This window comes from Bradyrhizobium sp. BR13661, from assembly GCF_029892425.1.
Classification (GTDB): Bacteria; Pseudomonadota; Alphaproteobacteria; order Rhizobiales; family Xanthobacteraceae; genus Bradyrhizobium.
In genome coordinates this window covers 23,868-50,562 of the sequence record NZ_JARXWB010000043.1, presented here as the reverse complement: position 1 = coordinate 50,562, position 26,695 = coordinate 23,868, and the positions used below count along the sequence as shown (strand labels likewise).

Sequence of the window (26,695 nt, the reverse complement as noted above, 5' to 3'; positions counted from 1 at the left end):
CGATGGGTGGCACGGGAATCATTGATCAGTTTCTGGAGACGTTCACCCGGTACATCGATTCCGGGTTTGGCCTGCTCGGGGGCGAAGTCGGATATCTTGCCACGACGCTCGCGGCAATCGACGTCACGCTTGCCGGCCTATTCTGGGCATGGGGGGCGGATGAGGACATTCTGGCCCGGGTCGTCAAGAAGACCTTGTTTGTCGGCGTCTTCGCGTTCCTGATCGGCAATTGGAGCAGCCTCGCACGCATCGTCTTCGAGAGCTTTGCCGGCTTGGGGCTGAAAGCTTCCGGCACTGGCCTTTCCACGGCCGACTTCTTGCGGCCAGGAAAGATTGCTCAGGTTGGGCTCGATGCCGGACGACCGATTCTCGATTCGATCTCAGGGCTGATGGGCTATGTCAGCTTCTTCGAGAACTTCGTCCAGATCTCGGTGCTGTTGTTTGCCTGGATCGTGGTGCTGCTGGCGTTCTTTATTCTGGCCATCCAGCTCTTCATCACCCTCATCGAGTTCAAGCTGACGACGCTCGCGGGCTTCGTGCTGATCCCATTCGGTCTGTTCGGCAAGACCGACTTTGCCGCCGAGCGCGTGCTGGGCAACGTGATTTCGTCGGGCGTCAAGGTTCTGGTGCTGGCCGTCATCGTCGGTATCGGGTCGACGCTGTTTACCCAGTTCACGGCCGGTTTTGGTGGCAATCAGCCGACCATCGATAACGCCATGGCGCTCGTGCTCGGAGCCCTTGCCCTTCTGGGCCTTGGCATCTTTGGACCGGGAATTGCCAACGGCATCGTGTCGGGCGGACCACAGCTCGGTGCCGGCGCCGCAGTCGGCACCGGCTTGGCCGCAGGCGGTGCCGTCGTTGCGGGCGCGGGTCTTGCCACCGGTGGTGTCGGAATGGCCGGCGGCGCGCTGCTGGGCGGAGCCCGTGGGGTCGCCTCGGTTGCGAGCGGGGCAACCAGTGCCTACCGAGCCGGAGGACTGTCGGGTGTCGCGAGCGCAGGCGGCTCGGCGATTGTCAGCCCGCTGCGCCGTATGGCTGCGAGCTTCGCAAGCAGCTCGTCAACGAGTGATGCAGCACCGGCCTGGGCGCGCCGGATGAAACGTGCGCAGACGGTCAATCAAGGGGCATCCGCTGCCACTCATGCTGTCCGCAGTGGTGATAGCGCAGGTAGCGGGGCTTCCGTTGATCTGTCCGAGGGAGGACACTGATGTTCAAGCGGCCATCCGTGCACTACGGCAGCACGCCGCAGCCCGTAACGCCCTATCAGAAGGCAGCACAAGTCTGGGATGAGCGGATTGGTTCGGCCCGGGTCCAAGCCAGGAACTGGCGGTTGATGGCATTTGGATGCCTGTTGCTGTCCGGCGGGCTCGCCGCGGCTCTCGTCTGGGAATCCACCCAAGGCACGATCACTCCGTGGGTCGTGCAGGTTGATCATCTCGGCCAGGCCCAGGCGGTTGCGCCGGCAAGTTCCTCCTATCAGCCGACTGATCCGCAAATTGCGTTTCATCTCGCGCGGTTTATCGAGGATGTACGGGGCTTGCCGACCGACGCCATCGTGCTGCGGCAGGACTGGCTCAGAGCCTACGATTTCACGACCGATCGTGGCGCCGCCGCGTTGAACGATTACGCCCGAACGAACGATCCCTTTGTCAAGCTCGGCAACACCCAGGTCGCGGTCGAGATTTCCAGCGTCATCCGCGCCTCACCGCAAAGCTTTCGAGTGGCATGGACCGAGCGCCGTTACGACAGCGGCCAGCTCGCTGCGACCGAGCGCTGGACCGCGATCCTTTCCGTGATCATCGAAACCCCGCGCGACACCGATCGCCTGCGCAAGAATCCGCTTGGCGTTTATGTCAATTCCATCAACTGGTCGAAGGAGCTTGGCCAGTGAGAAAGCCTGCACCGTTGTCGGTTGGTCTGAAGCGCAATAGCGGCCCCGTTGGTCTCGTCGTTCTCGTAACGGCCGCGCTCTCCGGCTGCACAACGTTCAAGCCCCCGCAGGTCAGCTATGATAACGACCTACAATCGTCCCCCGATCTCCCAATGGCGGCGGACGAACGCGCGCGCCCGCTGCACGTCCCGCCGCCCTGGACACCAACCCGCGGCGGTAAGAAGGGCGATGAGGAGGCCAACGAGCCGGCGGACCGGATCGCGACGGCCAATGATGCCGCGCGGGTCGAGCCGCGGCGGGCAGGGTACTTCAACGCCGTCCAGGTGTTTCCTTACAGCCCCGGCGCGCTCTATCAGATCTATGCCTCGCCCGGCCAGATTACCGATATCGCGCTCGAGCCGGGCGAGCAGCTGACCGGTTCGGGACCACTTGCCGCCGGCGACACCGTACGCTGGATCGTCGGCGATACCGAAAGCGGCAACGGAGATACCAGGCGCGTCCACATCATGGTCAAGCCGACGCGGACCGCTATCGAGACAAATCTCGTCGTCAACACCGACCGGCGGACTTACCTCATCGAGCTGCGCTCCCGCGAAAGGCCATACATGCCGTCGGTCGCCTGGTTTTACCCCGAAGACCGAAGGGACCGCTCCAAGGCTTTGCCCCCAACTCCGCTCATCCCGGCGATAGACCAGCGCCGCTACCGCTACGTCGTTGAGGGCGACAACCCGCCCTGGCGGCCAGTCAATGCGTATGATGACGGCCGAAAGGTCTATATCGAATTCTCGCCCGGGATCGCACAGGGCGAAATGCCGCCGCTGTTCGTCGTCGGCCAGGACGGCAAACCGGAGCTCGTCAACTATCGCGTCTACAAAAATATCCTGATTGCCGACCGTCTGTTTGCCGCGGCCGAACTGCGCCTTGGCGGAGAGAAGCAACAGATAGTGCGGATTGCGAGGAACGACGGAGGCCGATCGTGACGGACAATGGTTCAAGCGAGCGCGTCAGTCCTTCAACTGGACCAAGATCGGCGTCGACTGATCATACGCAGGCCGTACGATTGGCTACAGAGCGTCCCAAGATCACGCGGCTCTCCCGCAAAATTCTTGCAGGCGGCAGCACGCTGGCTTTGCTGCTCGTCGCCGGCGCGGTGCTATGGGCCTTGGGCAACCCGCCGCACAATCCCGCACTGGGCGAACTCTACAGCACAGACCATCACAACGTGGCAGACGGTCTGACGAAGTTACCGCAAGACTATGGCGGCGTTTCACACGAGACCACCCGATCTGGACCGCCGAAGCTGGGTGACCCGGCGCCCGCCAGCGCAACGGCGGCATCAGCAATCGGCCTTGACGCTGAACAACAACGTGCCAACCAGGAAACCGAGGCAGCTCGGACCAGCAAAGTCTTTGCATCGACAACCGCGCCGCCGACGTCGCCGCATGCTGCATCTCAGGAGACGGCCACCAACGCCACGGCATCATCCTCGGACGAAACCTTCACGCAGAATGGGCAGGATCGCAAGCAACTGTTCGTCAATGCTCCCATCGATCGGCGGACCACGGCGCCCGACAGGCTTCTGCGTCCTGCATCTCCATACGTCGTTCAAGCGGGGACCATCATTCCGGCAGCGCTCATGACCGGGATTCGCTCTGATCTCCCCGGCCAAATCACCGCACAAGTGACAGAGGCGGTCTATGATACTCCTTCTGGCCGTGCAAAACTTATCCCGCAAGGCGCAAGACTCATAGGAATCTATGATAGCCAGGTCGCATTTGGCCAGTCTCGGGTGCTGTTGGTGTGGACGCGTCTGATCATGCCGGATGGTCGATCGATCGTGCTGGAACGGCAACAGGGAACGGATGCGGGCGGGTATTCCGGTCTCGAGGACGACGTCGACAATCACTGGGCTGAGCTGTTCAAGGCGGCGCTGCTGTCAACCACCCTTGGCGTGGGAGCGGAGCTTGGCTCTGGTGCGGATAGCGGCAGCAACACCGATATTGTTCACGCGCTCCGCCTGACCGGGGCGAATTCCTTGAACCAGACTGGACAACAAGTCGTTCGAAGGAACCTCAATATTCAGCCAACCCTGACAATTCGGCCTGGCTTCCCGATACGAGTGATCGTCAATCGTGACCTGGTGATTGAACCATGAAGCGAATGATACAACCGACTAAGCTCAAGATCGCGGCCATTGAAGATGATATGCCAGTTAGTCTGACCGTGCGGATGCCGCCCAGCACTCATCGCGATCTGGTCGCCTATGCCGAAATTCTAAAGCTCGAAAGTGGAAAAGCGGTCGATCCGACATCACTGATAGTGCCCATGCTGACGCGCTTCATGGCCACTGATCGAGCGTTTGCCCGAGCCAGAAGAAAGCAACTTCAGACGGGGAAAGATGCCGGATAGCGTTCATTCAATAACTTGATGAAATCCCTTAGCGGCGGACTTTCGTTATCCTCCCTCCATGCTGCGGCGAACTCGAGGCGGCTTGGTCCGGTTCCGTCCCGGACTTCTCGATACGTCAACCCGGGGAAATTGGCGCCGATGTCTGACTCGAGCACAAGACTTAAGCCTAGCCCCATGGCGACCAGGCTCTTGAGGACCCCACGGCTAACGTCGTGCCGTTCGATCCGCAGGCGATCGCTTGTTGACGTAAGCTTTGTGGTCAACAGTCCTTCCAGCTCGCGGCCCGGATCATACTGACTTAGCAAGATGGTCTGGTCTTGCAGATCCGTCCAGTAGACGACATCCTGCGCAGCAAGGGCATGGCTCTCCGGCAGAACGACCAGGATGCGCTCACTCCAAAGTCGCATTACCTTGCTGTAAAAGGAAGGTGCGTCACCTGTTACAATGTGAATGTCGATGGCTCCGTTGCGAAGCGCGGTCACAAGCCGCGCTCTCGATCGCTCGATAGTCCCAAGCTGCACATGCGGAAATCTCGTTCGAAATTCGAGCAACGTCGCACGAAGGTTGCCGGTCGTCAGTGACGTGCAGAATCCGACGGTGAGTCGCCCCGATTCGCCCCGTCCATTTGCTTGGGACACCGCTATGATCATATCCATCTGATCAAGTACGGATCGCGCCATGCGGAGAAATTGACGTCCCGCGTCGGTTGCCTGAACGCCGCCGCTCGTTCGTGCAAACACCGCTACCCCAAGCGTGTCTTCGAGTTGACGAATGGAGCGGCTGATAGTGGATTGCTTTATCAGCAATGCTTCGGCGGCTTGTCGGATGCTGCCGTAATCCGCTGCTATCACCGCATATCTGAGCTGCCGAAGGTCAAGACCCGAAATTGCGCTGCCGCCGTGCGGCCTATTATTGGAATAGGGCATAAAAATACGTCGGTGCTGTAGCGAAACCACAACAATTGCACCACGAGTCCTAGCGATTGCGGCGCTGAGCGCTGTGACCGCGAGTAGGAGAACTGAAACTCCGGCATGGCCTCTAAGGCTCTTAATGGTAATTAGATACCAAAAACTTAATTGTAAGTAAATTTCAGTGCTCGCGGACTGCTTTCAAGTTGCCCGGTCATCTAGCAGAGGCGTCGCTGCGAGATCGCAAAATGCGACCTTCGCGGATCGCCAGGTCGCTCGGGACGGTTCGTTTCAGCGCTACGCTTGTTGTGCGATAGGCCATGGGAGGAGTAACCGAGGGGTCTACTGGATAGGTGATGAAGGAGCGGGATCGTCGAGCATTGAATAGCTCAGCTTATTTCATCAGACGATCGAACGGAGCCGGGCGTGTCCGGAAATGACTTCATATTGTGCAGTCGATAGACGTTCGTCAGCAGTATGTTTGGGTACCTGTCTGTTCGCCAAGTCAAATGTATATCGGACGCATTGACCAACGATTTGCGTTGGCGCAACGCGAACACATAGGCAAAAATTGAATCAACCTGGCAACTCGACGCCTTCGCCTAAAACGCAGTTTCGAGTTTGTAGCCCGGCTCGGGGTGAAGCCGTTTCGGCTGCCGCGGTACTCCCATCGATCAGGTCACCGGGCGCAAGCAGACGGAACGCGCCCTTCATCGGCTCAATCGGACGCTCAGAACCCTCGGCGCGGCTGACGCAGCAGCCGTGCGCGCAACAACCGAGCAGGAATTGCTCGATGAAATGTGTAGGGTCGGCGTGGAATGCAGCGGTTATCGCCTGGCCTGGATCGGGTTTGCCGAACACGACGAGGCCAAGTCGGTACGGCCGGTGGCATGGGCTGGCGAGCATCCCGAATTTGTTCAAACGGCGAAGATCACCTGGGCGGACACCGAGAAGGGACGGGGCCCGACCGGGACCGCGATTTGGACCGGTGAAGCGCAGATCAACCAGGACGTCGCGACCAATCCGGCCATGGCGCCCTGGCGCGAGGACATACTCAGGTTCGGTTTTTACGCCAGCATCTCGCTGCCTCTCAAGACTAAATCGGAAGTGTTCGGCAACCTCGCTTTCTATGCAGGAGAACAGGATGCCTTCGGCCCGGAGGAGGTCGGCCTGCTGAAGGAGCTGGCCGGAGATCTTGCGTTCGGAATTTCAGCGCGGCGCGACCGTGTCGGGCACGAGGCGGCGCTCTCCGCCGTGCAGGAAAACCTGAAAGCGACCGTCCAGGCGATCGCCGCCGCAGTTGAGATGCGCGACGTTTACACGGCAGGCCATCAGCGCCGCGTGGTTGATCTTGCGGTCGCAATCGCGCGCGCGATCGGTCTGACAGAGGAGCAGGTCGAGGGCATCTTCCTTGCAGGCCTGATTCACGATGTCGGCAAGATCAACGTGCCGGCCGAGATACTGACCAAGCCGGGCAGTTTGCGCTGCTCGAATTCCAGATGGTCCAGACCCACGCGCAAACCGGATATGACATCGTAAAGGGTATCAAGTTTCCCTGGTCCGTCGCCCAAGCCATCCTGCAGCATCACGAGCGGCTCGACGGCTCGGGCTACCCGAACCACCTCAAAGGCGAGGACATCCTGATCGAGGCCAAGATCCTGGCGGTCGCCGATGTAGTCGACGCGATGATGTCGCATCGTCCCTATCGCGCCGGGCTCGGTCTCGATGCGGCTCTGGCCGAGATCGAGGCCGGGAAAAACCACATTTACGACCCCGCGGCTGTCGACGCCTGCGTCGCCCTCTTCCGCCAGAAGGGCTTCAAGTTCAATTGAATCAAGTTCGATTGAATTGCACGCCGCTATCGGCGTTGGCGGCGGCCAGGGTGAACCGCCTCGTTGTTCTCGCGAGGGGCTGGACCCCTTGATTCAAATCAAAATCATCTTCCTAGTAGTGAATATATTGCAACCTAACGTTAAGTTGCATTGATGCTGGGGCCGCCAGAAAGTCCTTTCAATGTTTTTGCGCAACGTCCTGCTTGCCTTAGGCGGTGTCTTGGTGCTCGTCGGAGCTGGACTCTTCATCGCGTGGTTCAGCCAGATGAGAAGCCGCCCCGTCGCGGTAGTCGAAAGATCGGTCGAAAGCCGACCGGCAGTTCTGGTGGCGGCCCGTACAATCGCCCTCGGCACATTGTTGCGAAAAGAGGATATCGCCTGGAAGGACGTGATGCCGGGTGAGGTTCGCCCCGGATATCTCATGCGTGGCCAAGTTTCGGAAGCGGAATTCTTGGGCGCGATCAGTCGGCGCAATTTTGCCCAGGACGAGCCGCTGATTGCGAGCGAGTTCGTCAAGCCCGGCGATCGGCAATTTCTCGCTGCAGTGCTCAAGCCGGGGAGCCGCGCCATATCGATTTTCGTTGATGCGGCGCAAAGCGCGGCGGGGATGGCTTTGCCCGGCGATCGTGTGGATGTGATATTGACGCAAAGCTTCGGCGAACAAGCAACCGATCCCGGGCGCAAGACGGTCAGCGAGACCATGCTGCGCGACGTACGGGTGATCGCCATCGATCAGTCTCTGACCCCGTCGACCAACGTAGCGGCTGCGATTAGCACCGAGGCCCGTATTCCGAAGACAGTCACGCTCGAGCTGCTTGAACGGCAAGCGGAGGCGCTCATGGTTGCCGCGCAGCTGGGCAAGTTTCAGCTTGCGGTTCTGCCCCTTGAGCGCGTAGCCGTCGAGCATCCTGAAGAACAGACGGAGGCCGGGCCAGTCTGGGCATCGGATGTCTCGCCTGCTCTCAGGGAGGTCGGGCCACCGGCGCTACGGAAATGCAATCCGGATGAGTCGCTTTCCGGGAGCTCGCTCGAATGCCTGGTCCGCCGTCCACCCAACTCGTCTGGCGGCAGCGCGCCCTTTTTTGACCCGGCAAGTCATCGCGCCCGGTAACGTCGAGAGAGGCCCAAAGTGATGGATACGCCCGGACAAGATCCCGGCCTGACCCACGCCCAGGAAGCTGCGCCGGTTGCGACGGTTTTTGTATCCGATCAGGACTCCGAGGGAGTCATCCGTCAATCGCTCAGCGATCTTGGTATCGACGATGCCGAGTTCAAGAAAGGTACGGTCGAAACCGCAACTGCCTACCTCGCCACGCAACCGTCACCGCGTCTTCTCTTTGTGGACCTGAGCGGCGTCGATGACCCGGTCGTGCATATTTATGAGCTTGCGGACCGATGCGAACCGAGCGTCAGCGTCGTGGTGATCGGCGACAGGAACGACATCATTCTCTACCGCGACCTAAAAAACGCCGGTGTGAGCGAATATTTCTTCAAGCCTTTGATCATCGACGCGGTTAAAGCAACCTGCAACCGCATTCTGAACGACGGGCGCGAACATTCGCCGAGTCAACGCACCGGCAAGCTCGTCTTCGTGATCGGCGTCCGCGGCGGCGTCGGAGCCACCACGATCGCAGCTAACGCGGCCTGGTATTTGGCTGAGAAAAAGCAACGCTGGGTCATGCTTGTCGATCTCGACCTGCACAATGGCGACGCTGCGCTGCAATTTGATTCGACGCCGGGCCATGCGCTCAGCGAAGCGTTCGAAAAGCCTGAGCGCGTCGACAGGCTCTTTCTCGAACGCGGAACGATACATGTGCGCGAGCGTCTCGATTTGCTGGCGTCTCTTGAACCGCTGAGCGAGAGCACGACGCTAGCCGAAGGCGCCGTGCTCTCGCTGCTGGGAAAATTGCTGCACCGGTATCGTTTCGTCTTTGTCGACTTGCCGTCGATCGTCGCGTTGGGGCTGGCTCAGGTGCTGCATCAGCCGAGCGTCTGTGTCCTGGTCAGCGATGCCAGTCTGGCGTCGGCGCGAGAACTATCGCGCTGGCGCGAATGGATCGGGCCCAATTCTGCCGAGCGCCGGACGCTGCATGTTCTCAACATGAACGGAGCCGACGGAGCGCTACCGCAAGCCGAGTTCATTCGTGCGGTTGGCCAGGCCCCCGATATCATCATCCCGTATGATCGGGACATCGCGATTGCCTCAAAATTTGGTGTGAAGGCCACACGGAAATGCGCTGTGCTCAACCGTGGTCTGGCGCGGTTGCTCCGCGACTTTACGGGAGAGACTGACGGGCCAACGCGTTCGATATTCAGTCGGATCTTTGGTTGACATGGGCCAGTTCGGCAGAAAAACCGCCAGCGAAACGCCTGCCGCGGAGCTGGCTCCGACGAACCTGCGGCAGGCAACCGCGGTCGCCGATGCCCTGATGAAGGCCTCGACGAGGCCGACGGTCTCCGAGGCGAAGGACTTCATCCGCGACCAGATTTTTCTGCGTATCGAGCCATTGGTTGCGGTGCGGATCAGCCAGCAAGACCTGATGGTCTCCGTCAATAAATTGGTGGCCGAGATCGCGACTGGACGAAAAATCCTCCTGAACCAGGATGAGCAGCGCGTTCTCAGCGCCAGCATCGTCGACGAAATGGTCGGACTCGGACCGATCGAGCCGCTCCTACGGGATCTGTCGGTAGCCGATATCCTCGTCAACGGGCCGCGCATGATCTATGTGGAGCGGCGGGGCAAGCTGGAGTTGACCAAGCTGCAATTTCGCAGCGATGCGCACGTTCTGCATGTGGCGCAACGCATTGCATCGTCGATCGGCAGGCGCATCGATGAATCAAGTCCCATGCTGGACGCAAGATTGGCGGATGGCAGTCGTGTCAACGTGATCATTCCGCCGCTCAGCCTCAGAGGTCCTTGTATTTCGATCCGCAAGTTTTCCAGGTCCATGATGGATTTCGCAAGCTTTGTCACCGGAGGTACGCTTTCGCCGGAGCTCGCAAGCGCGCTCGAGATCGCCGCGCGTTGTCGTCTGAACATTATCATCTCCGGCGGTACCGGCTCCGGTAAAACGACCCTGCTCAACTCTCTTTCGCGCATGATCGATCCGGGCGAGCGCATCATCACGATAGAAGATGCTGCCGAGCTCCAGCTTCAGCAGGCTCACGTCATTCAACTGGAGATGCGTCCGCCCAATGTCGAAGGGCGCGGCGAAATCAGCCAGCGTGACCTGATGCGCAACGCCCTTCGAATGCGGCCGGACCGGATCATCGTGGGGGAGGTTCGTGGAGCAGAGGCGTTTGACATGATGCAGGCGATGAGCACAGGGCATAACGGCTCCATGTCGACGGTTCATGCCAACTCCGCGCGCGATGCGTTGGGACGTATCGAGAACATGATCCTGATGGGAAGCGGCAATTTGCCGATGCGGGCGATTCGCACCCAGATCGTCAGCGCGCTCGACCTTGTGGTGCATGCCGAGCGCATGCGCGATGGGGTTCGCCGGGTGACCGAAGTTGCGGAGGTTGTCGGATTGGAAGGGGAGGTCATCACCCTCGGTTCGTTGTTCACCTACAAATACCAGGGCGAAAACCCGGATGGCACCCTCCGCGGAGGTTTCGAACCGACGCAGGTCCGGCCGCAATTTCTTTCGCGGCTGGAATATTTCGGATTAGCCTCTGCGTTCTTGCGGTCGCTTGGCGTTCTGGAGAAAGCAACCGAGGAATAGACTCATGTCGTCCGTCATCGGGTTGGCGCTTGTTCTGCTGCTGATCGGCGGGGTCGTACTGACGGCGGCGCTGCTGATGGGCCGAAGAACACGCCTGGAGATAGAGAAACGCGTGAACCTTGTCGCTGGCAAAAGGGAGACGCCGGGGTTCGCGGACGGGCTCGGCGAGCTGTTGAAAACCAGAAAATTCGACGCGCGGGTGCGGCGCATATTCACGATCGGAATCAAATACACTTGGGCAATGCGGTCCGGCGCGCTCAAGCTCCTGCTAATAGCCGCCCTATCGGCCGGCGGGATGTGGTTCCTGACTCAGCAGCTCCTCGGTCTCTCGTCATTGCTCGCGGTGGCGGCGAGCGCGGCTGCGTCATTCTTCGCGCCGCGCCTTCTTCTTTCCCGGGAGCAGAAGCAGACCGAACGCATGTTCGTCGACTTGTTTCCGGACGCGGTCGACACCGTCGCTCGCATGCTCCGGGCCGGCCTGCCGATCACGGTGGCGATGCGGACTGTCGCTGTCGACGGATCCCCACCCGTCAGCAGAGTATTCGGCTTGATCGCCGATGAGCTGCGAATTGGCGTTCCGCTCGAGGAAGCCCTGGATACAAACAGCCGGGAAATAGGGCTGCCGGATTTTCGCTTTTTTGCCGTAGCCATGACGCTGCAGTTTGCGACCGGAGGCAACCTCACGGCGACGCTGGAAAGTCTTTCCGACATCATACGCAAACGCCGCGCGGCCCGCCTCAAGGCCAAAGCCGCCACCGGTGAAATTCGCCTCACCGCTTATACTCTCGGAGCGATACCGATTCTGACCACCGGAGCGTTGCTCGTCGTCCAACCGCGCTATCTCACCCCCTTATGGACGGACCCGCGCGGCCATTTGATTCTCGTGCTGGCTGGCGCTCTGTTGCTGCTATCGTTCCTTACGATGCGGAAGATGATGCGCAGCGTAACCAACGCGTGACGGAAGTAGAGGCGAAGCCATGAATGCGTGGCAGCTCTGGAACTCTCTGACTTTCGCTGACCTGATGGGGCTGTTTGGCATAATTGTGCTGGCTGCGGGTGGCGCGGTTCTGATTGCTTCCAGCATTCTGGTGCATGCGGACGCGCTGGCGCGGCGCGTCAATCTGGCCCTGCCGCAAGCCGCGATGGCAGAGGCTGCAGCGCCGGGAGAGGCACATCCAACGATCGTGCAGCAGCTTCCTTCGCTGGCGGTCGGCGTCTCGAAGACGGAGCTGCAGCAGATCATCCGGCTGTTTTCGTACCTCCGTGTGCCGGCCGATCGGGCAATGTCATATTTTGTCGTCGCCAGGGTTGTTTTTGCCTTGAGCTTTGCCACATTGACAGCCGCGGCGGCGGTGCATTGGGCCTTCTCTGGGGCGCGCTGGTGGCTGCCGATCATGGCTGCGATCGTAGCCGCGATCGTGGGCTGGATTTCACCGATCTTCTATATCGATCACGTTGTCAGGCAGCAGACCAAGGCCGTCGCGTCAGGGCTGCCGGATGCGCTCGAATTGCTGGTGGTCTGCGTCGAGGCCGGTTTGTCTCTCGAGGAAGGGCTTCATAGGGTCGCTCACGAGCTCAGGGAGGCGCAACCGGCGCTCGCCGATGAACTCGTTCTGACCTGGGCGGAAATCAATGTCCTGCCCAGTCGCGCGCAGGCGCTCACCAATTTCGCTGCTCGCAACGACATTCCGAGCGTGCGATCAGTCGTGAGCATGCTGTCCCAGAGCCTGCAACTCGGAACGCCACTTGCCCAATCGCTGCGGGTGGGGGCAGTGGAAATGCGCAATGACCAGATGATGCTGTTGGAAGAGCGGGCAAGCCGGCTGCCGGCGATGCTGACCATTCCGGTGATGCTGTTCATCATGCCTACGGTCTTTCTGCTCGTCGGCGGACCGGCTGCCCTGCGATTGATCGATATGTTCCAGCGTGGGTTTCATTGAAGCGGTCATTGGCGACGGGAAAGCCGGAGCGTCCGGCCATGCCGGCGAAATCGAACCGCGGGCGATGGGCGACGGGGCATTTGGGCAACACCTGGACGGTATTGCGATGATAGCGTCAAGTGCGCCCTCGTCCGCCATTGACATTAATCTAATTTCAACAAAAGGTTGCATCTCTTTGTAAAATCGCTTTTGGGCATTTGCTTCGAGCTGGAGCATGAGGTTTGTCGCTTTCGAGCGAATGAGTCGCAATTGAATCCGCCGCTTGGGGGATGGCTGTTATTTTGGTTGGGCGGCAATTGAATGGCTGGCGCGCTCGTTCCGTGTTCGATGGCGGCGCCAGGGATCACGATGCATGGGACTTGGCCAGCCGCGCCGAACGTTCCGAAAATGGCTTTGTCTAATATCCCGAAAGAGGCAGGCATGTTCCACAGGTTGGTAGGCGGTATTGGCCTGGCCCCACAAAGCGGAACGCCATCGGTGTTCAGAGGACTTTTTTCGGGCCGCGTGGTGATGGGCTACACGTGGGCAGCCGTGGCTTTGATGGCTGCGACCATCAGCATCGGGATCTACGGCATCGGTCCGGCGAGGTCGCAGGTGCGCGTGGTTCAGGATGACCCTGTGCCAGCGCGGCAGATTTCGGTGACGCGCGACAAGTCGCGCACGATCAAACTGGATAAGCCATTTGCCTCGGCGCTCGTTGGAGCTCCAGATATTGCCGATGTTCTGCCGATGTCCGATCGCATAGTCTACATTCAGGGAAAAAAAATCGGAACCACCAACGTTACCCTATTCGATCAAGACAAGAATGTGATCGGCGTGATCGGACTGGAAGTCACGATCGATATCCAGAATATCGCTAGCAAGATTCGCTCCGGAACGAACAGCCCCGGCATCCGCGTCTCCAGTAGCAACAACCAGATTGTGTTGAGCGGCGAGGCGAGGGATGCCGTGGATGCCGAAAAGGCAGTCGCGATCGCCAGGGGAATGGCGACGCCGCCGGAAGGAAAGGATCCAGAAAAATACGTCATCAACGCGATGCGCGTCGCTGCGTCGCAGCAAGTGATGTTGAGAGTTCGTTTCATCGAAGTGAGCCGCCAGGCGGAGCGGGAAATCGGCGTGAACTGGTTCGGTGCCAATGCCAGCGGAACACGTGGCATCAATACCGGAACGGGCGCCATCAGCCAGGCTGGCCCCACGGCTACGAGCGCCGGGGTTCCCGTGTTCAACACAATCGGAACGTTCGCTGGAAGCACCTTGAGCGCGCCCTTCGGCGTTGGGCTTTTCAATCTTGCTAACAAGGGCGGCAGCGTCGACGTTCTTATCACTGCGCTGGAAAAGAAAGGACTCGCAAGGCGGCTCGCGGAGCCGGATCTCGTCGCTCTTTCCGGCGATACGGCGAGCTTTCTCGCGGGCGGAGAATATCCCGTGCCTTCCGTGCAGTCCTCGTCGGGCACGACCCCTGTCATCACCGTATTGTACAAGCCATTCGGCGTGCAGTTGACGTTCGTTCCAACCGTGCTCGCTAGCGGAATTATCAATCTGCGCCTGACGCCTTCGGTCAGCGAGCTCGATTACACGAACGCCGTTGCGATCTCCGGTACTCTTGTCCCGGCGTTGAGCAAACGCGAGGCGCGGACGGCGATCGAACTGCGCGACGGGCAGAGCTTCGCGATTGCCGGTCTTCTTCAGTCGGATAATTTGCGGGACGTCGGACAACTGCCCTGGCTCGGTTCGGTGCCCGTTCTCGGGACGCTGTTCCGCAGCACGTCGTACCAGCAGAAAGAGACTGATCTCGTGGTGATCGTCACGCCTCATCTTGTCGCGCCAGCGGCTCCGGGCCAGGCCCTGGCGACGCCATTTGACAAACAGCTTCCCGGCAACGATGTCGACCTGTTCCTGATGGGCCGACCGGAAGTCCGCAAGCAATATACCGATTACCTGACATCTGGTGGGGCGAATGTAGGGCCCTATGGTCACATGATGCCCCTCGAACCGAAATGATGGCGCGACGTTGGGAAGGAAGGTTCGAATGACGAAAATGACCGGCTTGGTCGCACTCCTGATCCTGATCGCCTCTGGCGATGCGCGGGCGGCGGACTACCCGTTTTGGGATGAAATGGCTCGGTATTTTCAGCGGATCGATACGATTTCGGTGACCTCCGGTGACGCCAGAGAGGTGAATGCGGTCACCCACATCATCGCCCCTTGGCCGCGCCATGTCCGTAACCGGCGCATTCCCGCAAATGGCGAGCGCATGGTCGGTGCAGTCACACGCTACCGGAACCCGGGTGGTCCGGGTACGGCCGCGGCTGCGCCGACCCTCGCCCCGATCATTATTCCAACCGCGAGCAGTAGTGGCGGTGGCGGCGGGGGAGGCTATGGCGGCGGGCAGTAGGGCGCGCGGGACAATCACCCGGATGCAGCTCTAGCCGGAACTCTCCCGAGTTGAAGCGCCCGGGCACCAGTTACAGACTCTAGCATCCGCTTTCCGAAATTCGTGAGTCGTTGCTACCGTATTCCCACACGAGATTCGGAAAGTCATGGGTACTAGCAAGCTTATGGTTCTAGCACCGCTTTTCGAGATGTCCCTGAGACGAATTCGCGGCAGGTGGTGCACGAACTTCAGATCGGCGGACGAAGGGCATTTCGAATCGATATGGCGCGCATTTTTCATTTGTTGTCTGCAGGACTGCTCACAATCGCGCTTGGAGGGTGCGAAACCGTAGCGGGCTCGGTCGCGGTCGTCGACGATGCAGGAACCACCGTGACGATCTCAGAGCCTGGGGACGTCAAATATTATCCTTCAGATGAACCCTTGCGGTTGGGCGAGGAATATTTCAATCGCGGGATTTACGGAACAGCCGAGAAGTATTTCCAGAGTGCGGTCGAAAAGGCTCCGAAGGACGTGAGTGCATGGATCGGACTTGCCGCTAGCTATGACCGCCTTGGGCGTTTCGATCTGGCGGACCACGCGTATGGCCAAGCCATCAAGCTGGGTGGAGAAACCACGCAAATTCTCAATAACCTTGGTTACTCCTACATGCTGCGCGGAAAACTGACCGCCGCTCGGACGAAATTCATGGAAGCTTACCGGCGTGAACCTGATAACCCGACGGTTCTCAACAACATCAATCTGCTGAATTCAAGCTATCGATTCATTGAGCGCGAGCTGCCTCCGCAGTAGATGTATTCTGTATCGAGCGGGGCTGGCGGCGCGGAGCGTTGCGTTGCATCGAACACAATCATCTCGCCATGACCGACGCTTCAATCGGAATCAGAGGGCAGCCGTTTCGACGAGACCCCGGCGCAGGAACTCGGTGGCGCGTTCGGCTAGCACGGCCTTGCTGAAGTAAAAGCCTTGCCCGACCAGGCAGCCGGCGGAGACAAGGAAATCGAGCTGGACCTTGGTCTGAACGTCCTCCGCAACGACATTGATGCCGAGTTCACGCGCCAGACTCAGCATCACCCTGGTAATCGCGATAGCGCTGGCGTTTTCCGGGATGCCGAGGATGAAGCGCTGCGCCAGCTTGAGACGGTCCACCGGATAGGCACTCAAATAGGCGAGAGAGGAGTACCCGGTCCCGAAGTCGTCGATCGCAATACTCGCCCCGAGCCGCGGGACCCGTGCCAGGGCATCGCCATGTATCTGCGTGGTTTCCATCAAGACGGACTCGGTAAGCTCGAGTTCGATTTCGCCGGGACCAATGCTCCATCGTTTCAGGTCCTCAGCCAAATCCTCCTCGAACCCCGTGCAAATGCACAACTCCGCCGCGGAGACGTTGATCGCCAGGCGAGATGGGGCGATTCCCTGGTCCCGCCAGGCCTTGAACTGCCGGCATGCCTGATCCAACACCCAGTGACCAAGGGGGCAGATCGTCCCTGTTTGTTCCGCAAGGGGAATGAAGAGATCGGGCAATAGCAGGCCGCGTCGCGGGTGGTTCCAGCGAACCAGCGCTTCCAGCCCGACGATCCGGCCGGAGGTACGCTCGACCTGTGGCTGGTAGTAGAGTTCGAGCTCATGGTTATCGAGCGCGGCGCGCAGTTCGTTGGTCAGCGTGAAATGTTCGCGCACTTCCCGGTCGAGTTCCTCGGCGTGGAAGCAATAGCGGTTACGGCCTTCGTCCTTTGCCCGATAGAGTGCGAGATCGGCCTGGGTTAGCATCGTCTCAGGTTCCGCAATCGCCGGATCGCAGAATGAGATTCCGGTGCTTACCGTGATGTGAATCTCGGACGCGGATCGGCTTGATCCAGATCAACTACAGATCCCGGCCTGGAACGGGTGATATACGCGCTGGTGTGCGATCTTGCGCAACGCCCGCTACGGATATTGCGGCGGATAGCATGCCGTCGTGCTCAACGTCATGGTGTTGGCGCTGCCAAACGTTGAAGTCCCATAAAACCACGGGATGACAAACTGGAACGTATAGGTTGCGCTCACCTGCTTGCCGCAGGCAGGTTGCGTGACCGTGAAGGCCGCAGCCGTGACATCAAGCCCCCATGCCTCGCCTACGGCATAATTTTGGATCAGGCCCGCGTTGGCGCACGCCGTGCTATTGACGGCGGCGCATCGCGCGGCGGCTTCGGTCGCCCGGCTCAAGGTCGTAAATGTCCATAGCAGGCGGCCGATGTCGATGATTCCGAAGATGAACAGCAACAGCACCGGCAGGACGAAGCCATATTCAATGGCGACTGCGCCGCTCCGACGAGGCCGAGTTCGCGATTTCAGGATTGGCGCCATCGCCTAGTTCACCCTGACCACCGCTTTCGCGGTAAATGTGCTCGGCACCGGCAGACCGGGAAGGGACAAAATGCTCAGGTGATTGAGCGCCGCGTTGACCTGAACATATTGGCTCACAGCGCTCCCGTCGGGGCAAGTCGAACTGCATGTCGCCACCGCGATGCCGGTTGCTTGTGGACAGCCGCAAAACTGCGATGGAGCCGGAGTGGCTGTCAGGGCCGGCGTGCCGCCCGGATAGACGCTGCTCGCATTGAGTACCGAATTGGTAATGCCCGCGGAATCCCAACCGTTCTTGGCCGCATATAGCATGCCTGCTTCGACCGCATTGCTCACCTGCATTGCCTCATACATGGCGAACCCGAGATCGACCGTCCCCACCAGTAGAATGAACAGGAATGGGATAAACAGCGCGAACTCGATGGCCGCCGTGCCCGATTCACTCCGGCGTCCGGACAGTTTTCCAAATCTCGTCTTGGTCGGGGTCATAAATGCTCCTCGTCTACTCGACAAGCCGAGACGCGCTGCCACCGATCGGAACGGCGCATTGAGAGCCGAGAGTGGCGTTATTGTAAATCGCGATCTTGCGAGCGATCAGCTGACCGCAGGTGCGGGCATTCAGCGTCGCGTTGTTGTCGAACTGGAGGATCTGATTCGGAAAATAGACGGCGCCATTTAGGTTCAGGATCGTGTTGTTGCTGAATCTCTGAGTACTCGTTGAAGTCGCAGTCCGGGGGCTGGCAAAGACCAGACCGGTATATTCTCCACTTGTGGGGGCCGTGAGGTTCATCGTCAAATTATTCCCAAGGGACATGGCGTAATTGCCATTGATGATCAGCGTGACGCCGGTTCCGTTCACCGTCACGTTGTTTTGCAGACTTAGTTGAGTGTCGATGTAATAGGCGCCGGGGTCGAGGTTGAGCGTTACGTTATTGCTGTAATTCAAACGGCATAAATGGACTTCCCCGGTGGGGTTGAGGATATGCACGGTGGAGGCGGACGCAGGCGGATTTGTGCAAGGGCCTGGCGGCGGCTGCAGCGGGACGCCGGCGTAGGGGTCCGTCATCGCCGCGGCATTCTGCTTTTGAGGCGTGCCGGTAAGTCTGGCGTTGTTCGCCAGCGACCACTTCCCGACCACCGAAACGGGGCCCGTGATCAAGGCGTTGTTGTTGAGCGTGAGGGCGCTGTTGCTGTTGGAGTTGGCGCCGACGCCGCAAGCATTCACGGCGGCGTTGTTGTTGAGATAAACCGCCGCGGAGGCCGTAGGGTCCAGCGCAAAAACGCAATAGAGGCCCGCATTGCCCTGGAGCGCCACCGCGCTTACGCCCAGCTTGAAAATCCCCGAGCCGAACAATCCAACGAGAATGAGAGTCTGAGGCTGGGTGATGATCACCTGGACCGCGGTTGGATCCGCGGCATGCGCGGCGCTGGCCGGCGGACTGACCGGCGGATGATTGACGGTGATCACGACGCCATCGACGCCGTTGACATAGCCGACGGCGGCCGCGAGCGCATACGCCTCGGTCCTGAAATCGGCGGGATGGCCTGTTGCCAGTGCGGTTGCGGCGCCGAACGCCGCCGCGTCCGCGGCCGACTGCATTTGACGATGCTTGTAAATGGCGAAACCGATGTCGACAGCCAACGCGGCCATGCCGATCAACACGGCCGCTAACAGGCCCATTTGTATGGCGACGCTGCCCTGGTGCGACCAGCGAAGTTTTCGTGCCAGGGCGCCGATCCGAATACGCATCCTAATGTACCCCATACAGATGCTGTCCGCGATGCGGCCACATGACGAAGCCGCAAAACGGGTCAGTTGCATAACGGCTCGATGTCGGCTCGCTCCACGCGAGCCGACCTGACATGGCTGCTCGAAATTAGAACGTTCCGCGATGCGAAATGCTCTGCCGTCGAGCGCCGATCGATAATCGCGCAACGTCATGAACTATAATGCCAGAGTTACCGATACCGTTGCTCTTGCCCTTGGCGCATCGGGGCACGTGCTGTCCAAAAACGCGCAAGGGTTTGGGAACCGTATTCTTTTGGGGTGTTGAGCTATGTCAACGCTTAATTGTCAATCTGTAATATCAATACCATTGATTGTATCTGTATTCAGGAACAAAGGGGCATGGGATGCGTAAGTTCGCTACAAAGGTGGCCGGCTGGCTTTCGATCGACTCTGAGTCAGGTGTCACCGCGATCGAATATGGGCTTCTCGCCGCGCTGATCGCTGTCGTGATCATCGTGGGCGTGACGCTCATCGGCACCAACCTCCAGGCCATATTCAACTACATCGGCGGCAAGCTGAAGGTACCTGGCACCTAGTAGTCTCAGCCGGCGACGCCGTGGCCGTCGCCATGTGGTGATCGCCAGACTGCCGTTGCGGTGTTGAACCGCATCAGGACGTCATGAGCGCGTTCCGATTTTGTCGATTTTGACAATGGGGCATGCGATGCGTAAGTTCGCTACAAGGGTAGCCGGCTGGCTTTCGATGGAGTTTTAGTCAGGTGTCACCGCGATCGAATAGGGGCTTCTCGCCGCACCGATCGCTGTCGTGATCATCGTGGGCGTAACGCTCATCGGCGCCAACCTCGAGGCCATATCCAAATACATTAGTGGCAAGCTAATGGTACCGATGCCTAGTAGTTTACACCAGCGACGCTGGCGTCGTCGCCGCGCGCCAGGACGCGCGGCATTTGCGGGTGGACAGAAGCCATGAGCCTTCTGTTTCTGGTCCACGCTATCTGTCAGCCGGCGAGCCTGATTGTGCTCGGCATCAGCGCTGCCATCGATTTGAAGGACAGAGTCATTCCAAATGAGCTTGTGGTGGCTATCGCCGTGATCGGATTTGCTCAGGGTCTTGCTTTGAGACCCGGGCTGGTTTGGTTTAGCCTGCTCGTTGCCATCATTGTATTCTTCGGGCTATGGATCGTCGCTCACGTCAAGATCATTGGGGGCGGCGACCTGAAGCTCATCAGCGCCGTGACACTTCTTGTCCCGCCCGATCGCGTTGGACAGCTCTTGATCGACATCGTTCTGGCCGGCGGGCTGCTCAGCTGCTTCTATCTCGCGGCGCATTACGGGCTTAAGCGTCTGCCCGAGCCTCGATCCGCCGCGGCGGAAGCTGCTCCTTCGGCGAAGAAGAGCGGGTTTGTCCGGACGCTCAAGGCGGAGCGTATCAGGATCGGTGGAGGATATCCTATGCCTTACGCCGTGGCCGTGCTGGGCGGCGTCATCGTTTACAACGCCATGCAGTTCCTTCAACCTTAGTTGTGCCGTTGCGCGATAATCAGCCAATCAACGGCAGGATATGAGGAAGCGCAAGATGCCCATTCCCACCATGCCCGACGAGAAAATGCGCCTTGCGCTGAAGGAGCTGGAGCAGGCCGCTTAAAACCACGAGCGATGGGCCGAAATGAATTTCGGCACCGTGATCTGGCGCCGGATCAACGGGATATCAGCGACGACGCGCATCGCATGTGCCGGTTTGGCCAATGGTACTAAAAGGATGGGATAAGCGAGCTTGAATACCATCCCGGCGTCGCAGAGATCGGACTTGAGCATGAGCGGATGCATCAGCATGCGGCGAGACTCCTGCGGGCGTCCGCGAGTGGCGACCCGATCGAGATCGGGGACTTCGAACGCTTCGTGACCTCGGTGAAACGTCTGCGTCTGGAACTCGCGACCGTCCAGCGTGAACTCGCGGATACGCTCTTTAACCTTGATCCGTTGACGGGGACGCGGAGCCGCACATCGTTGCTGACAGGCCTCCGCGAGCAACGGGAACTGGTAAGGCGCGGCGTGCAACCGTGCGCCCTGGCGATGATGGATCTGGATCACTTCAAGGCTATCAACGATAAGTATGGACACGCCACCGGGGACAAGGTGCTGATCTATTTTGCGCGCCACATCATCATGCACCTGCGCCCCTACGACAAGATATTTCGATTTGGCGGCGACGAGTTTCTGATCTTTATGCCGGACGCCGACCTGAAGGCAGGCCGCGACGTCGTTGATCGGTTGCGGGAGGAACTCGGGGCGTTGCGAATTGACGCGAATGGCAAGGAGATGTTTCAAGTCACCGTCTCGTTCGGGTTGACCCTTTTGGACCCGGACATACCCGTAGAGCAGTCCATTGATCGCGCCGACAACGCTCTTTACGTCGCCAAGGCGATGGGAAGGAACCGCGTAATCGTCTGGAACGATTCAATGAGTGCATCCCCGGCCGGCTCTGTCTAAATGCTGGTGTGCCAAAGGACGTAATTCCCGCAGGCTCAAACTTGGTTCGATACCGGAGATCTCCGCCCTCGCGCGTATTCTCTTGAAGACGAAGCGTAGGTTTCGCTCGGGTTCGAGCAGACCCTCGGCAACGATCAGCGCGCAGACCGCCGCTCGTACGTCTCCATCACACACTGCGATAACCTGGTCCGCCCGCCAGCTCAAGAGCGTCAGGCTCGATCTGGCAAATTTGCGCGGAGGGACGGAACATTGGGCCGCATTCCGTGTTGACCGGACGGTCGTGTCCTATTTTGTTCACTTGTCAATCGAGACCCATGGCGAGGCTTTATCGGCTCGGTTGGCGTGTCCGCGTGCGTTGCGTTTGCGGCGTTGTGGATGCCCCTGTCAGCGAGAGAAAGTGCGAATATAAGGCCAAGCCAGACTTGCAAACTGCGTGTGGGCGAAAGGTCGCGGTTTTCCGCTCGGGAGACTCGGCAGCCGTTTGATGCGTCCGCGATCCGGAAGCAGGGGTGTGAACTTGATCGAGCGTTGGTCGAACCCGAAAGGCAGTGCCTGCTTACGAGTTTCGGCGATTGAAGGTTGCGTACCTATCGAAGCCCGGTACCAGCCGTTAATGCAGGCGCGCCTCGGGTTGACATCTTCCCCAGCCTGTTCATGGCACCGGTCGGCCTGTAGAGACCACGTCGTTCCGTCACCGGCTTAAACGCGTCCATCAGCCCCACGAGAGTCTCAGCCGCGCCGAGCATTAGAAAGCCGTCAGGCTCAATCGCCTTGGCCAGGCGATTAAAGATATTGATCTTAGTTTCTTGATCGAAATAGATCAGCACATTTCTGCAGAAAATGACGTCAAAGATACCAAGCCTTGAAAAGTCATGCAGGAGATTGAGCTGGCGATGCTGAACCATCGCGCGCAGATCGGCATTGATCTGCCAAAGCTCGCCTGTCTGCTTGAAGTATTTGACCAGTAACTGAATTGGCAGACCGCGCTGGACTTCAAACTGGCTGTAGAGTCCCGTCTTGGACTTCTCGAGCACTTCCTGCGAGAGATCGGTTGCAAGAACCTCAACTCGCCAACCATTCAAAGCTAGCCCCATCTCCTTCAAGCACATCGCGATCGAATAAGGTTCCTGGCCGGTTGAGCCGGCCGCGCACCAGATCCGAACGCTCCGGCGACCCGCGCGCGTCTTAAGCAGCTCTGGCATGATCACATCGCGAAAATGATCGAACGGTGTCTTGTCCCGGAAGAAGAACGTCTCATTGGTGGTCATTGCTTCGACCACCTGAGCGACAAAGGGACTCGAGCCACCCTTCAGCTTCTGCACGAGGTCGCTAACGTCGCGCATCCCAGATTTGCGCGCCAATGGGAGCAGCCGGCTTTCAAGCAGGTATTGCTTGTCTGACGACAGATCGAGACCTGAATGATCCTTGAGAAGTTTGCGCAGGAATTCGTAGTCAGGAGGGATCATGGGTGCTCTCGAAAGCAGGCGAATTGATCACGGAGATATCCGCGAATTCTGGTCAATCAGTCGGATATCTTGGAATCTCGGATATCTTGGAATCTGGCCACGACAGCGTCCCTGTTGAAAGGCTTCACGACGTACTCGTCGGATCCGGCATGCAGCGCATCCGAGATGTGATCGATATTGCTTTCGGTTGTGCAGATCACCACGATCGGCTGATCGCCGCCCGACAGACGAAGCAAGTTTCCGAACAATTCGCATCCGTCGGTGACCTGCGTGTCCCAGTCGAGCAACACAACGTCGGGAAGATCACTTTTGCGCGCCTCCACTGCCTTCTCCCCGTCCTTGGCTTCGATGATCCGGAATTCCAGTTCTTCTAGAATTCGCCGTGCGATCTTCCGCCCGACACTGGAGTCATCGACGACCATGCATGTCTTCATGAGTCTTCCCAAAGACGGCAGACGGACTGCGCTGGAGCGAACCAATCTCAAACGCGTTCCACGCAACCGCTGCTCGGCGTTTACTCCGCGACAGTGCCGATACGTGTTCGGCGGCTTCTTTAGCCGAATACCCGCTGAGTATTCTCCCTCCCGTTAAGTTTCGGGTCCGCACAAATACGGTATGGAGTGACTGCTCGCCAACGGGTCGCATTTTCAAACAACACGGCAATACCGACGGTGCACCGAAGCATTCTTGGGATCTAGGCAAAAGCGAATTCCCAACGCAGTCGATGCACGCGGAAACCGAACGCGCCCTCCGTGTTCCTACGGTGCTCAACAGTTAAACAATCTAGAAGCATTCCAATCAGAATATCAGGAACCGGCTGATTCCATCGGTCACAAAATTCGTAAGCTAGGTCTGCAGATGCGCACCAATCTTCCTGTGACGACCGTCGAATATCCGATCTCCGATGAAACCATCATCGTCTCCAAGACGGATCTGAAAGGGAAACTGACCTATTTCAACGCGGCGTTTGTCGCTGCGTCGGGCTTTACCGAGGCGGAGCTGATAGGGCAGCCACACAACATCGTCCGCCACCCCGACATGCCGCCGGAAGCGTTCGCTAATCTCTGGGAGACACTAAAGGGCGGCAATCCCTGGGTTGGCGCGGTGAAGAACCGCCGCAAGAACGGGGATTTCTATTGGGTTCTGGCTACCGCCTCGCCGGTGCGTGAGAACGGCCAGATCGTCGGCTATACCTCAATTCGAACCAGGCTTTCCGCCGACCAGCGTGAGGAGGCTGAAAAGGTCTACAAGCTGCTGCGCGACAGGAAGGCGCAGGACTACAGGATTAGCGCAGGTGTGATCCGGCGCCGGTCGGTCGTCGATCGGCTGTCGTTCTTCACCGGCACATTGAAGGCGCGCTTGACGATGCTCGTTTCCGTACTCGCTGTGTTCATGGTCGTTGCGGCGCTGACCGGCATCCTGTCGACGCGCGCCAGCAATATCCGAATGAAATCGATTTACGAAGACCGAACGGTGCCGCTGTCTCAATTGCTTGAGATCAATGATCGCATGCTGCAAAACGCGACGCTGCAATACGAAGCAGCTGCCAACGGCCGTGCCGAGAGGCCGGTTGGCGACGTCGCGTCTAAGGTCAGCGCGAACATCGAACGAATTACCAAGGTCTGGGGTGACTATCTGACGACTTATTTCACGCCAGAGGAAAAAGCCCTTGCAGAAAGCTTCTCCTCGAAGCGCAAGAATTATGCGGACAACGCCGTTAAGCCTGCGCTTGCTCTGCTTGGCGAACGCAAGTTCGACGAAGCCAATCTGCTGCTGGCGGGCAAGGCGGGCGAATTCTTTGCGGCCGCCAAGCAGGATCTCGACAAGCTCGTGGAGATCCAGGTCAAGGAAGCCCAGCGGGAGTACGATACGGCCATCCATGAATATATTGTCGCGATCGTGATAGCTTCCATCATTCTCCTGGTCGGCCTGTTGTTGGGTGGATGTATTGGAACGCAAACCATTCGCAGCGTGCTGCGGCCATTGAAAGTCCTGAACGAAACGATGCTCAATATAGCGATGGACAAGCTCGACAACCGCATTCCAGTCGAGCACGACGACGAACTCGGCGAGGCGCTGCGCAACATGCAGAACGTCCAGGCCATCGTCCGGTTCAATGCCGCAGAGGTGAAGGCCGTCGAACAGCAGGCGGCCGCGCAACGCAAATTCGATATGGCGCGGCTCGCCAGCGAGTTCGAGGGGGCCGTCGGAAACATCATCGAGACCGTGTCCTCTGCCTCAAATGATCTGGAATCATCAGCCTCCACGCTGTCTTCGACCGCAACTCGTTCCCAGCAGCTTGCGACCGCGGTGGCGGCCGCCTCCGAGGAAGCCTCGACCAACGTCCAATCGGTTGCTTCCGCCGCCGAAGAGCTGACCTCTTCCGTCCACGAGATCAGCCGTCAGGTTCAGGAGTCGGCCCGGATTGCCAGCGGGGCCGTCGAACAAGCCCGCACGACGAATGAGCGGGTCAATGAATTGTCAAAAGCCGCTGCACGCATCGGTGACGTCGTTGAGCTGATCAACACCATTGCCGGACAAACCAATCTTCTCGCCTTGAATGCCACCATTGAGGCGGCCCGCGCCGGCGAGGCCGGACGAGGTTTTGCAGTGGTTGCGTCCGAGGTAAAGGCCCTCGCCGAGCAGACCGCCAAAGCCACTGGCGAAATCGGCCAGCAAGTATCCGGCATTCAGGCAGCAACCCAGGATTCGGTGATGGCGATCAAGGAGATCAGCTCGACGATCGAGCGCCTGTCGGAGATCTCTTCGGCGATCGCAGCGGCCGTGGAAGAGCAAGGCGCCGCCACTCAGGAGATTTCTCGAAACATCCAGCAGGCCTCACGGGGCACGGAGGAGGTCTCCTCGAATATCGTTGATGTTCAGCGCGGGGCCAGCGAAACCGGGGCCGCCTCATCTCATGTCCTGTCGGCTGCGCAGTCGCTGTCAAACGAGAGTACCTATCTGAGAACGGAGGTAGGCAAGTTTCTCGACGTCGTGCGGGCGGCTTGAATATCCTGCTCTCCAAGAGTCAAAGCAATTGTGCCGCATTGAATCGCGATCTGGTTCGGAGCGAATCATGCGGTTGAAGGCTTGTCCGTCTCAGGCAGAATGGTAGATCTCGATCGCTTTTCTGAGCTGAACGTTTGCGTCTGGCCGGCGTCGCGCCGAACGTTGTCAACAGCCGACGGCCCGACACGGAGGTGCTTGCAAGCGCTCTCGACTTCGCAGGATCTGCTCCGGCGCGCAGCCGCGCACGGACCTTGGGTGAAGCGATCCGCGCGGAAGACGGAGTTGCGGATGCGATTGCGACCCTCGAGCGTATAGTGGCAAGTTAATTTCAAGACGGCGCACGGTCAGAAGGCACGCGCGTGCTTATGCCGACGGTGGCGCCTGGCTTGCGCCACCGACACCCCGCGCTCCCCGACCAACTTGACCGCTTCGACCTTGAACTCGCGACTGAACTTCCGTCTCTTCATCGCCCACCTCCGGCTCAATGAAACACCTAACCCAACAAGGGAGGTCCCCCGGCTCTGCCGGGGAGGCAGCA

General features: G+C 59.2%; 27 protein-coding genes and 1 pseudogene. 19 read left to right on the top strand and 9 right to left on the bottom strand.

The window, feature by feature from the left end; all coding sequences use genetic code 11:
* The first annotated feature begins 2 nt into the window (after window positions 1-2).
* Genes trbL through M2427_RS38640 form a run of 5 tightly spaced genes read left to right on the top strand, consistent with a single transcriptional unit; the run spans window position 3 to window position 4,300 of the window.
* On the top strand, window positions 3-1,208 hold the full coding sequence (trbL, locus tag M2427_RS38660; RefSeq protein ID WP_012041761.1) for a P-type conjugative transfer protein TrbL: 1,206 nt from the start codon (window positions 3-5) through the stop codon (window positions 1,206-1,208).
* The gene (trbF, locus tag M2427_RS38655) at window positions 1,208-1,891 is read left to right on the top strand and encodes a conjugal transfer protein TrbF (RefSeq protein ID WP_012041762.1); all 684 of its coding nucleotides are present in this window, start codon (window positions 1,208-1,210) and stop codon (window positions 1,889-1,891) included. Before trbL ends, trbF begins: the two co-directional genes overlap by 1 nt.
* On the top strand, window positions 1,888-2,871 hold the full coding sequence (trbG, locus tag M2427_RS38650) for a P-type conjugative transfer protein TrbG (protein ID WP_012041763.1): 984 nt from the start codon (window positions 1,888-1,890) through the stop codon (window positions 2,869-2,871). The genes trbF and trbG overlap by 4 nt, the downstream gene beginning before the upstream one ends.
* Window positions 2,868-4,046, top strand: a complete 1,179-nt coding sequence (locus M2427_RS38645) for a TrbI/VirB10 family protein (protein ID WP_012041764.1) — start codon at window positions 2,868-2,870, stop codon at window positions 4,044-4,046. The genes trbG and M2427_RS38645 overlap by 4 nt, the downstream gene beginning before the upstream one ends.
* Window positions 4,043-4,300, top strand: coding sequence for a DUF2274 domain-containing protein (locus tag M2427_RS38640; RefSeq protein ID WP_041750418.1), 258 nt, complete (start codon window positions 4,043-4,045; stop codon window positions 4,298-4,300). Before M2427_RS38645 ends, M2427_RS38640 begins: the two co-directional genes overlap by 4 nt.
* Here the strand turns inward: M2427_RS38640 and M2427_RS38635 are convergent.
* Window positions 4,276-5,226: a LysR family transcriptional regulator gene (locus M2427_RS38635; protein WP_041750419.1), complete on the bottom strand. Its 951-nt coding sequence runs from the start codon at window positions 5,224-5,226 to the stop codon at window positions 4,276-4,278. The two genes, M2427_RS38640 and M2427_RS38635, sit on opposite strands and share 25 nt — an antisense overlap.
* Before the next feature lie 651 nt (window positions 5,227-5,877).
* Between M2427_RS38635 and M2427_RS38630 the strand changes: the two genes are divergently transcribed.
* The 10 genes from M2427_RS38630 (at window position 5,878) to M2427_RS38585 (ending at window position 15,892) form a co-directional block, all read left to right on the top strand.
* Window positions 5,878-6,747, top strand: coding sequence for a GAF domain-containing protein (locus tag M2427_RS38630; protein WP_256374715.1), 870 nt, complete (start codon window positions 5,878-5,880; stop codon window positions 6,745-6,747).
* Entirely contained in the window at window positions 6,708-7,040 is a 333-nt protein-coding gene (locus tag M2427_RS38625; RefSeq protein WP_012041768.1) for an HD domain-containing phosphohydrolase, read from the top strand. The genes M2427_RS38630 and M2427_RS38625 overlap by 40 nt, the downstream gene beginning before the upstream one ends.
* A gap of 181 nt (window positions 7,041-7,221) precedes the next feature.
* Window positions 7,222-8,151 carry a Flp pilus assembly protein CpaB gene (cpaB, locus tag M2427_RS38620; protein WP_012041769.1) on the top strand — a complete coding sequence of 310 codons (930 nt, stop codon included), beginning with the start codon at window positions 7,222-7,224 and terminating at the stop codon, window positions 8,149-8,151.
* 21 nt (window positions 8,152-8,172) lie between these two features.
* On the top strand, window positions 8,173-9,372 hold the full coding sequence (locus M2427_RS38615; RefSeq protein ID WP_148221409.1) for a cellulose synthase operon protein YhjQ/BcsQ: 1,200 nt from the start codon (window positions 8,173-8,175) through the stop codon (window positions 9,370-9,372).
* 1 nt (window position 9,373) lies between these two features.
* Complete coding sequence (locus M2427_RS38610) at window positions 9,374-10,768, top strand: CpaF family protein (protein ID WP_041750420.1); 1,395 nt, start codon at window positions 9,374-9,376, stop codon at window positions 10,766-10,768.
* Between the two features lie 4 nt (window positions 10,769-10,772).
* Complete coding sequence (locus M2427_RS38605; protein ID WP_049795325.1) at window positions 10,773-11,726, top strand: type II secretion system F family protein; 954 nt, start codon at window positions 10,773-10,775, stop codon at window positions 11,724-11,726.
* Window positions 11,727-11,745: 19 nt separating this feature from the next.
* The gene (locus M2427_RS38600) at window positions 11,746-12,708 is read left to right on the top strand and encodes a type II secretion system F family protein (RefSeq protein ID WP_012041773.1); all 963 of its coding nucleotides are present in this window, start codon (window positions 11,746-11,748) and stop codon (window positions 12,706-12,708) included.
* 300 nt (window positions 12,709-13,008) lie between these two features.
* Window positions 13,009-14,709 (top strand): type II and III secretion system protein family protein, encoded by a 1,701-nt coding sequence (locus M2427_RS38595; RefSeq protein ID WP_244424381.1) that lies wholly within the window; start codon window positions 13,009-13,011, stop codon window positions 14,707-14,709.
* 28 nt (window positions 14,710-14,737) lie between these two features.
* Window positions 14,738-15,103, top strand: coding sequence for a hypothetical protein (locus tag M2427_RS38590; RefSeq protein WP_041750421.1), 366 nt, complete (start codon window positions 14,738-14,740; stop codon window positions 15,101-15,103).
* A gap of 216 nt (window positions 15,104-15,319) precedes the next feature.
* Window positions 15,320-15,892: a tetratricopeptide repeat protein gene (locus M2427_RS38585; protein WP_280712020.1), complete on the top strand. Its 573-nt coding sequence runs from the start codon at window positions 15,320-15,322 to the stop codon at window positions 15,890-15,892.
* 90 nt (window positions 15,893-15,982) lie between these two features.
* Here the strand turns inward: M2427_RS38585 and M2427_RS38580 are convergent, their stop codons facing one another.
* The 4 genes from M2427_RS38580 to M2427_RS38565 form a co-directional block, all read right to left on the bottom strand.
* Window positions 15,983-16,870, bottom strand: a complete 888-nt coding sequence (locus M2427_RS38580; protein WP_012041777.1) for an EAL domain-containing protein — start codon at window positions 16,868-16,870, stop codon at window positions 15,983-15,985.
* Between the two features lie 156 nt (window positions 16,871-17,026).
* Entirely contained in the window at window positions 17,027-17,446 is a 420-nt protein-coding gene (locus M2427_RS38575) for a TadE family protein (RefSeq protein ID WP_012041778.1), read from the bottom strand.
* A 3-nt stretch (window positions 17,447-17,449) separates the two neighbouring features.
* Window positions 17,450-17,932 (bottom strand): TadE/TadG family type IV pilus assembly protein, encoded by a 483-nt coding sequence (locus M2427_RS38570; RefSeq protein ID WP_148221410.1) that lies wholly within the window; start codon window positions 17,930-17,932, stop codon window positions 17,450-17,452.
* A 13-nt stretch (window positions 17,933-17,945) separates the two neighbouring features.
* A complete protein-coding gene (locus tag M2427_RS38565) occupies window positions 17,946-19,193 on the bottom strand; it encodes a pilus assembly protein TadG-related protein (protein ID WP_168167876.1) in 1,248 nt (415 codons plus the stop codon).
* A 383-nt stretch (window positions 19,194-19,576) separates the two neighbouring features.
* Here M2427_RS38565 and M2427_RS38560 point away from each other — a divergent pair, with 383 nt between their 5' ends.
* Both M2427_RS38560 and M2427_RS38555 read left to right on the top strand, forming a co-directional pair.
* Window positions 19,577-19,768 (top strand): Flp family type IVb pilin, encoded by a 192-nt coding sequence (locus M2427_RS38560; protein WP_041750423.1) that lies wholly within the window; start codon window positions 19,577-19,579, stop codon window positions 19,766-19,768.
* A 390-nt stretch (window positions 19,769-20,158) separates the two neighbouring features.
* Window positions 20,159-20,713, top strand: coding sequence for an A24 family peptidase (locus M2427_RS38555; RefSeq protein ID WP_012041782.1), 555 nt, complete (start codon window positions 20,159-20,161; stop codon window positions 20,711-20,713).
* A gap of 120 nt (window positions 20,714-20,833) precedes the next feature.
* Here M2427_RS38555 and M2427_RS38550 read toward each other — a convergent pair whose 3' ends face one another.
* Window positions 20,834-21,025 (bottom strand): hypothetical protein, encoded by a 192-nt coding sequence (locus M2427_RS38550; RefSeq protein ID WP_148221411.1) that lies wholly within the window; start codon window positions 21,023-21,025, stop codon window positions 20,834-20,836.
* Here M2427_RS38550 and M2427_RS38545 point away from each other — a divergent pair.
* Window positions 21,014-21,682, top strand: coding sequence for a diguanylate cyclase (locus tag M2427_RS38545; protein WP_083780618.1), 669 nt, complete (start codon window positions 21,014-21,016; stop codon window positions 21,680-21,682). The two genes, M2427_RS38550 and M2427_RS38545, sit on opposite strands and share 12 nt — an antisense overlap.
* A 587-nt stretch (window positions 21,683-22,269) precedes the next feature.
* Here M2427_RS38545 and M2427_RS38540 read toward each other — a convergent pair.
* Both M2427_RS38540 and M2427_RS38535 read right to left on the bottom strand, forming a co-directional pair.
* The gene (locus M2427_RS38540; RefSeq protein WP_012041787.1) at window positions 22,270-23,148 is read right to left on the bottom strand and encodes a protein-glutamate O-methyltransferase CheR; all 879 of its coding nucleotides are present in this window, start codon (window positions 23,146-23,148) and stop codon (window positions 22,270-22,272) included.
* Window positions 23,149-23,204: 56 nt separating this feature from the next.
* Complete coding sequence (locus M2427_RS38535; RefSeq protein WP_041750424.1) at window positions 23,205-23,582, bottom strand: response regulator; 378 nt, start codon at window positions 23,580-23,582, stop codon at window positions 23,205-23,207.
* 424 nt (window positions 23,583-24,006) lie between these two features.
* Here M2427_RS38535 and M2427_RS38530 point away from each other — a divergent pair, with 424 nt between their 5' ends.
* Window positions 24,007-26,157, top strand: a complete 2,151-nt coding sequence (locus M2427_RS38530; protein ID WP_012041789.1) for a methyl-accepting chemotaxis protein — start codon at window positions 24,007-24,009, stop codon at window positions 26,155-26,157.
* 377 nt (window positions 26,158-26,534) lie between these two features.
* Here the strand turns inward: M2427_RS38530 and M2427_RS38525 are convergent.
* A pseudogene (locus M2427_RS38525) lies at window positions 26,535-26,624 on the bottom strand (transposase); the annotation flags it as partial.
* Window positions 26,625-26,695 lie beyond the last annotated feature (71 nt).

Coding starts and splice junctions, on each gene's coding strand:
- trbL (WP_012041761.1), top strand. CDS start 3: ATGGGTGGCACGGGAATCATTGATCAGTTTCTGGAGACGTTCACCCGG.
- trbF (WP_012041762.1), top strand. CDS start 1,208: ATGTTCAAGCGGCCATCCGTGCACTACGGCAGCACGCCGCAGCCCGTA.
- M2427_RS38640 (WP_041750418.1), top strand. CDS start 4,043: ATGAAGCGAATGATACAACCGACTAAGCTCAAGATCGCGGCCATTGAA.
- M2427_RS38635 (WP_041750419.1), bottom strand. CDS start 5,226: ATGCCCTATTCCAATAATAGGCCGCACGGCGGCAGCGCAATTTCGGGT.
- M2427_RS38625 (WP_012041768.1), top strand. CDS start 6,708: ATGGTCCAGACCCACGCGCAAACCGGATATGACATCGTAAAGGGTATC.
- cpaB (WP_012041769.1), top strand. CDS start 7,222: ATGTTTTTGCGCAACGTCCTGCTTGCCTTAGGCGGTGTCTTGGTGCTC.
- M2427_RS38615 (WP_148221409.1), top strand. CDS start 8,173: ATGGATACGCCCGGACAAGATCCCGGCCTGACCCACGCCCAGGAAGCT.
- M2427_RS38610 (WP_041750420.1), top strand. CDS start 9,374: ATGGGCCAGTTCGGCAGAAAAACCGCCAGCGAAACGCCTGCCGCGGAG.
- M2427_RS38605 (WP_049795325.1), top strand. CDS start 10,773: ATGTCGTCCGTCATCGGGTTGGCGCTTGTTCTGCTGCTGATCGGCGGG.
- M2427_RS38600 (WP_012041773.1), top strand. CDS start 11,746: ATGAATGCGTGGCAGCTCTGGAACTCTCTGACTTTCGCTGACCTGATG.
- M2427_RS38595 (WP_244424381.1), top strand. CDS start 13,009: ATGGCTGGCGCGCTCGTTCCGTGTTCGATGGCGGCGCCAGGGATCACG.
- M2427_RS38590 (WP_041750421.1), top strand. CDS start 14,738: ATGACGAAAATGACCGGCTTGGTCGCACTCCTGATCCTGATCGCCTCT.
- M2427_RS38580 (WP_012041777.1), bottom strand. CDS start 16,870: ATGCTAACCCAGGCCGATCTCGCACTCTATCGGGCAAAGGACGAAGGC.
- M2427_RS38575 (WP_012041778.1), bottom strand. CDS start 17,446: ATGGCGCCAATCCTGAAATCGCGAACTCGGCCTCGTCGGAGCGGCGCA.
- M2427_RS38570 (WP_148221410.1), bottom strand. CDS start 17,932: ATGACCCCGACCAAGACGAGATTTGGAAAACTGTCCGGACGCCGGAGT.
- M2427_RS38565 (WP_168167876.1), bottom strand. CDS start 19,193: ATGCGTATTCGGATCGGCGCCCTGGCACGAAAACTTCGCTGGTCGCAC.
- M2427_RS38560 (WP_041750423.1), top strand. CDS start 19,577: ATGCGTAAGTTCGCTACAAAGGTGGCCGGCTGGCTTTCGATCGACTCT.
- M2427_RS38555 (WP_012041782.1), top strand. CDS start 20,159: ATGAGCCTTCTGTTTCTGGTCCACGCTATCTGTCAGCCGGCGAGCCTG.
- M2427_RS38545 (WP_083780618.1), top strand. CDS start 21,014: ATGCATCAGCATGCGGCGAGACTCCTGCGGGCGTCCGCGAGTGGCGAC.
- M2427_RS38550 (WP_148221411.1), bottom strand. CDS start 21,025: ATGCTGATGCATCCGCTCATGCTCAAGTCCGATCTCTGCGACGCCGGG.
- M2427_RS38540 (WP_012041787.1), bottom strand. CDS start 23,148: ATGATCCCTCCTGACTACGAATTCCTGCGCAAACTTCTCAAGGATCAT.
- M2427_RS38535 (WP_041750424.1), bottom strand. CDS start 23,582: ATGAAGACATGCATGGTCGTCGATGACTCCAGTGTCGGGCGGAAGATC.
- M2427_RS38530 (WP_012041789.1), top strand. CDS start 24,007: ATGCGCACCAATCTTCCTGTGACGACCGTCGAATATCCGATCTCCGAT.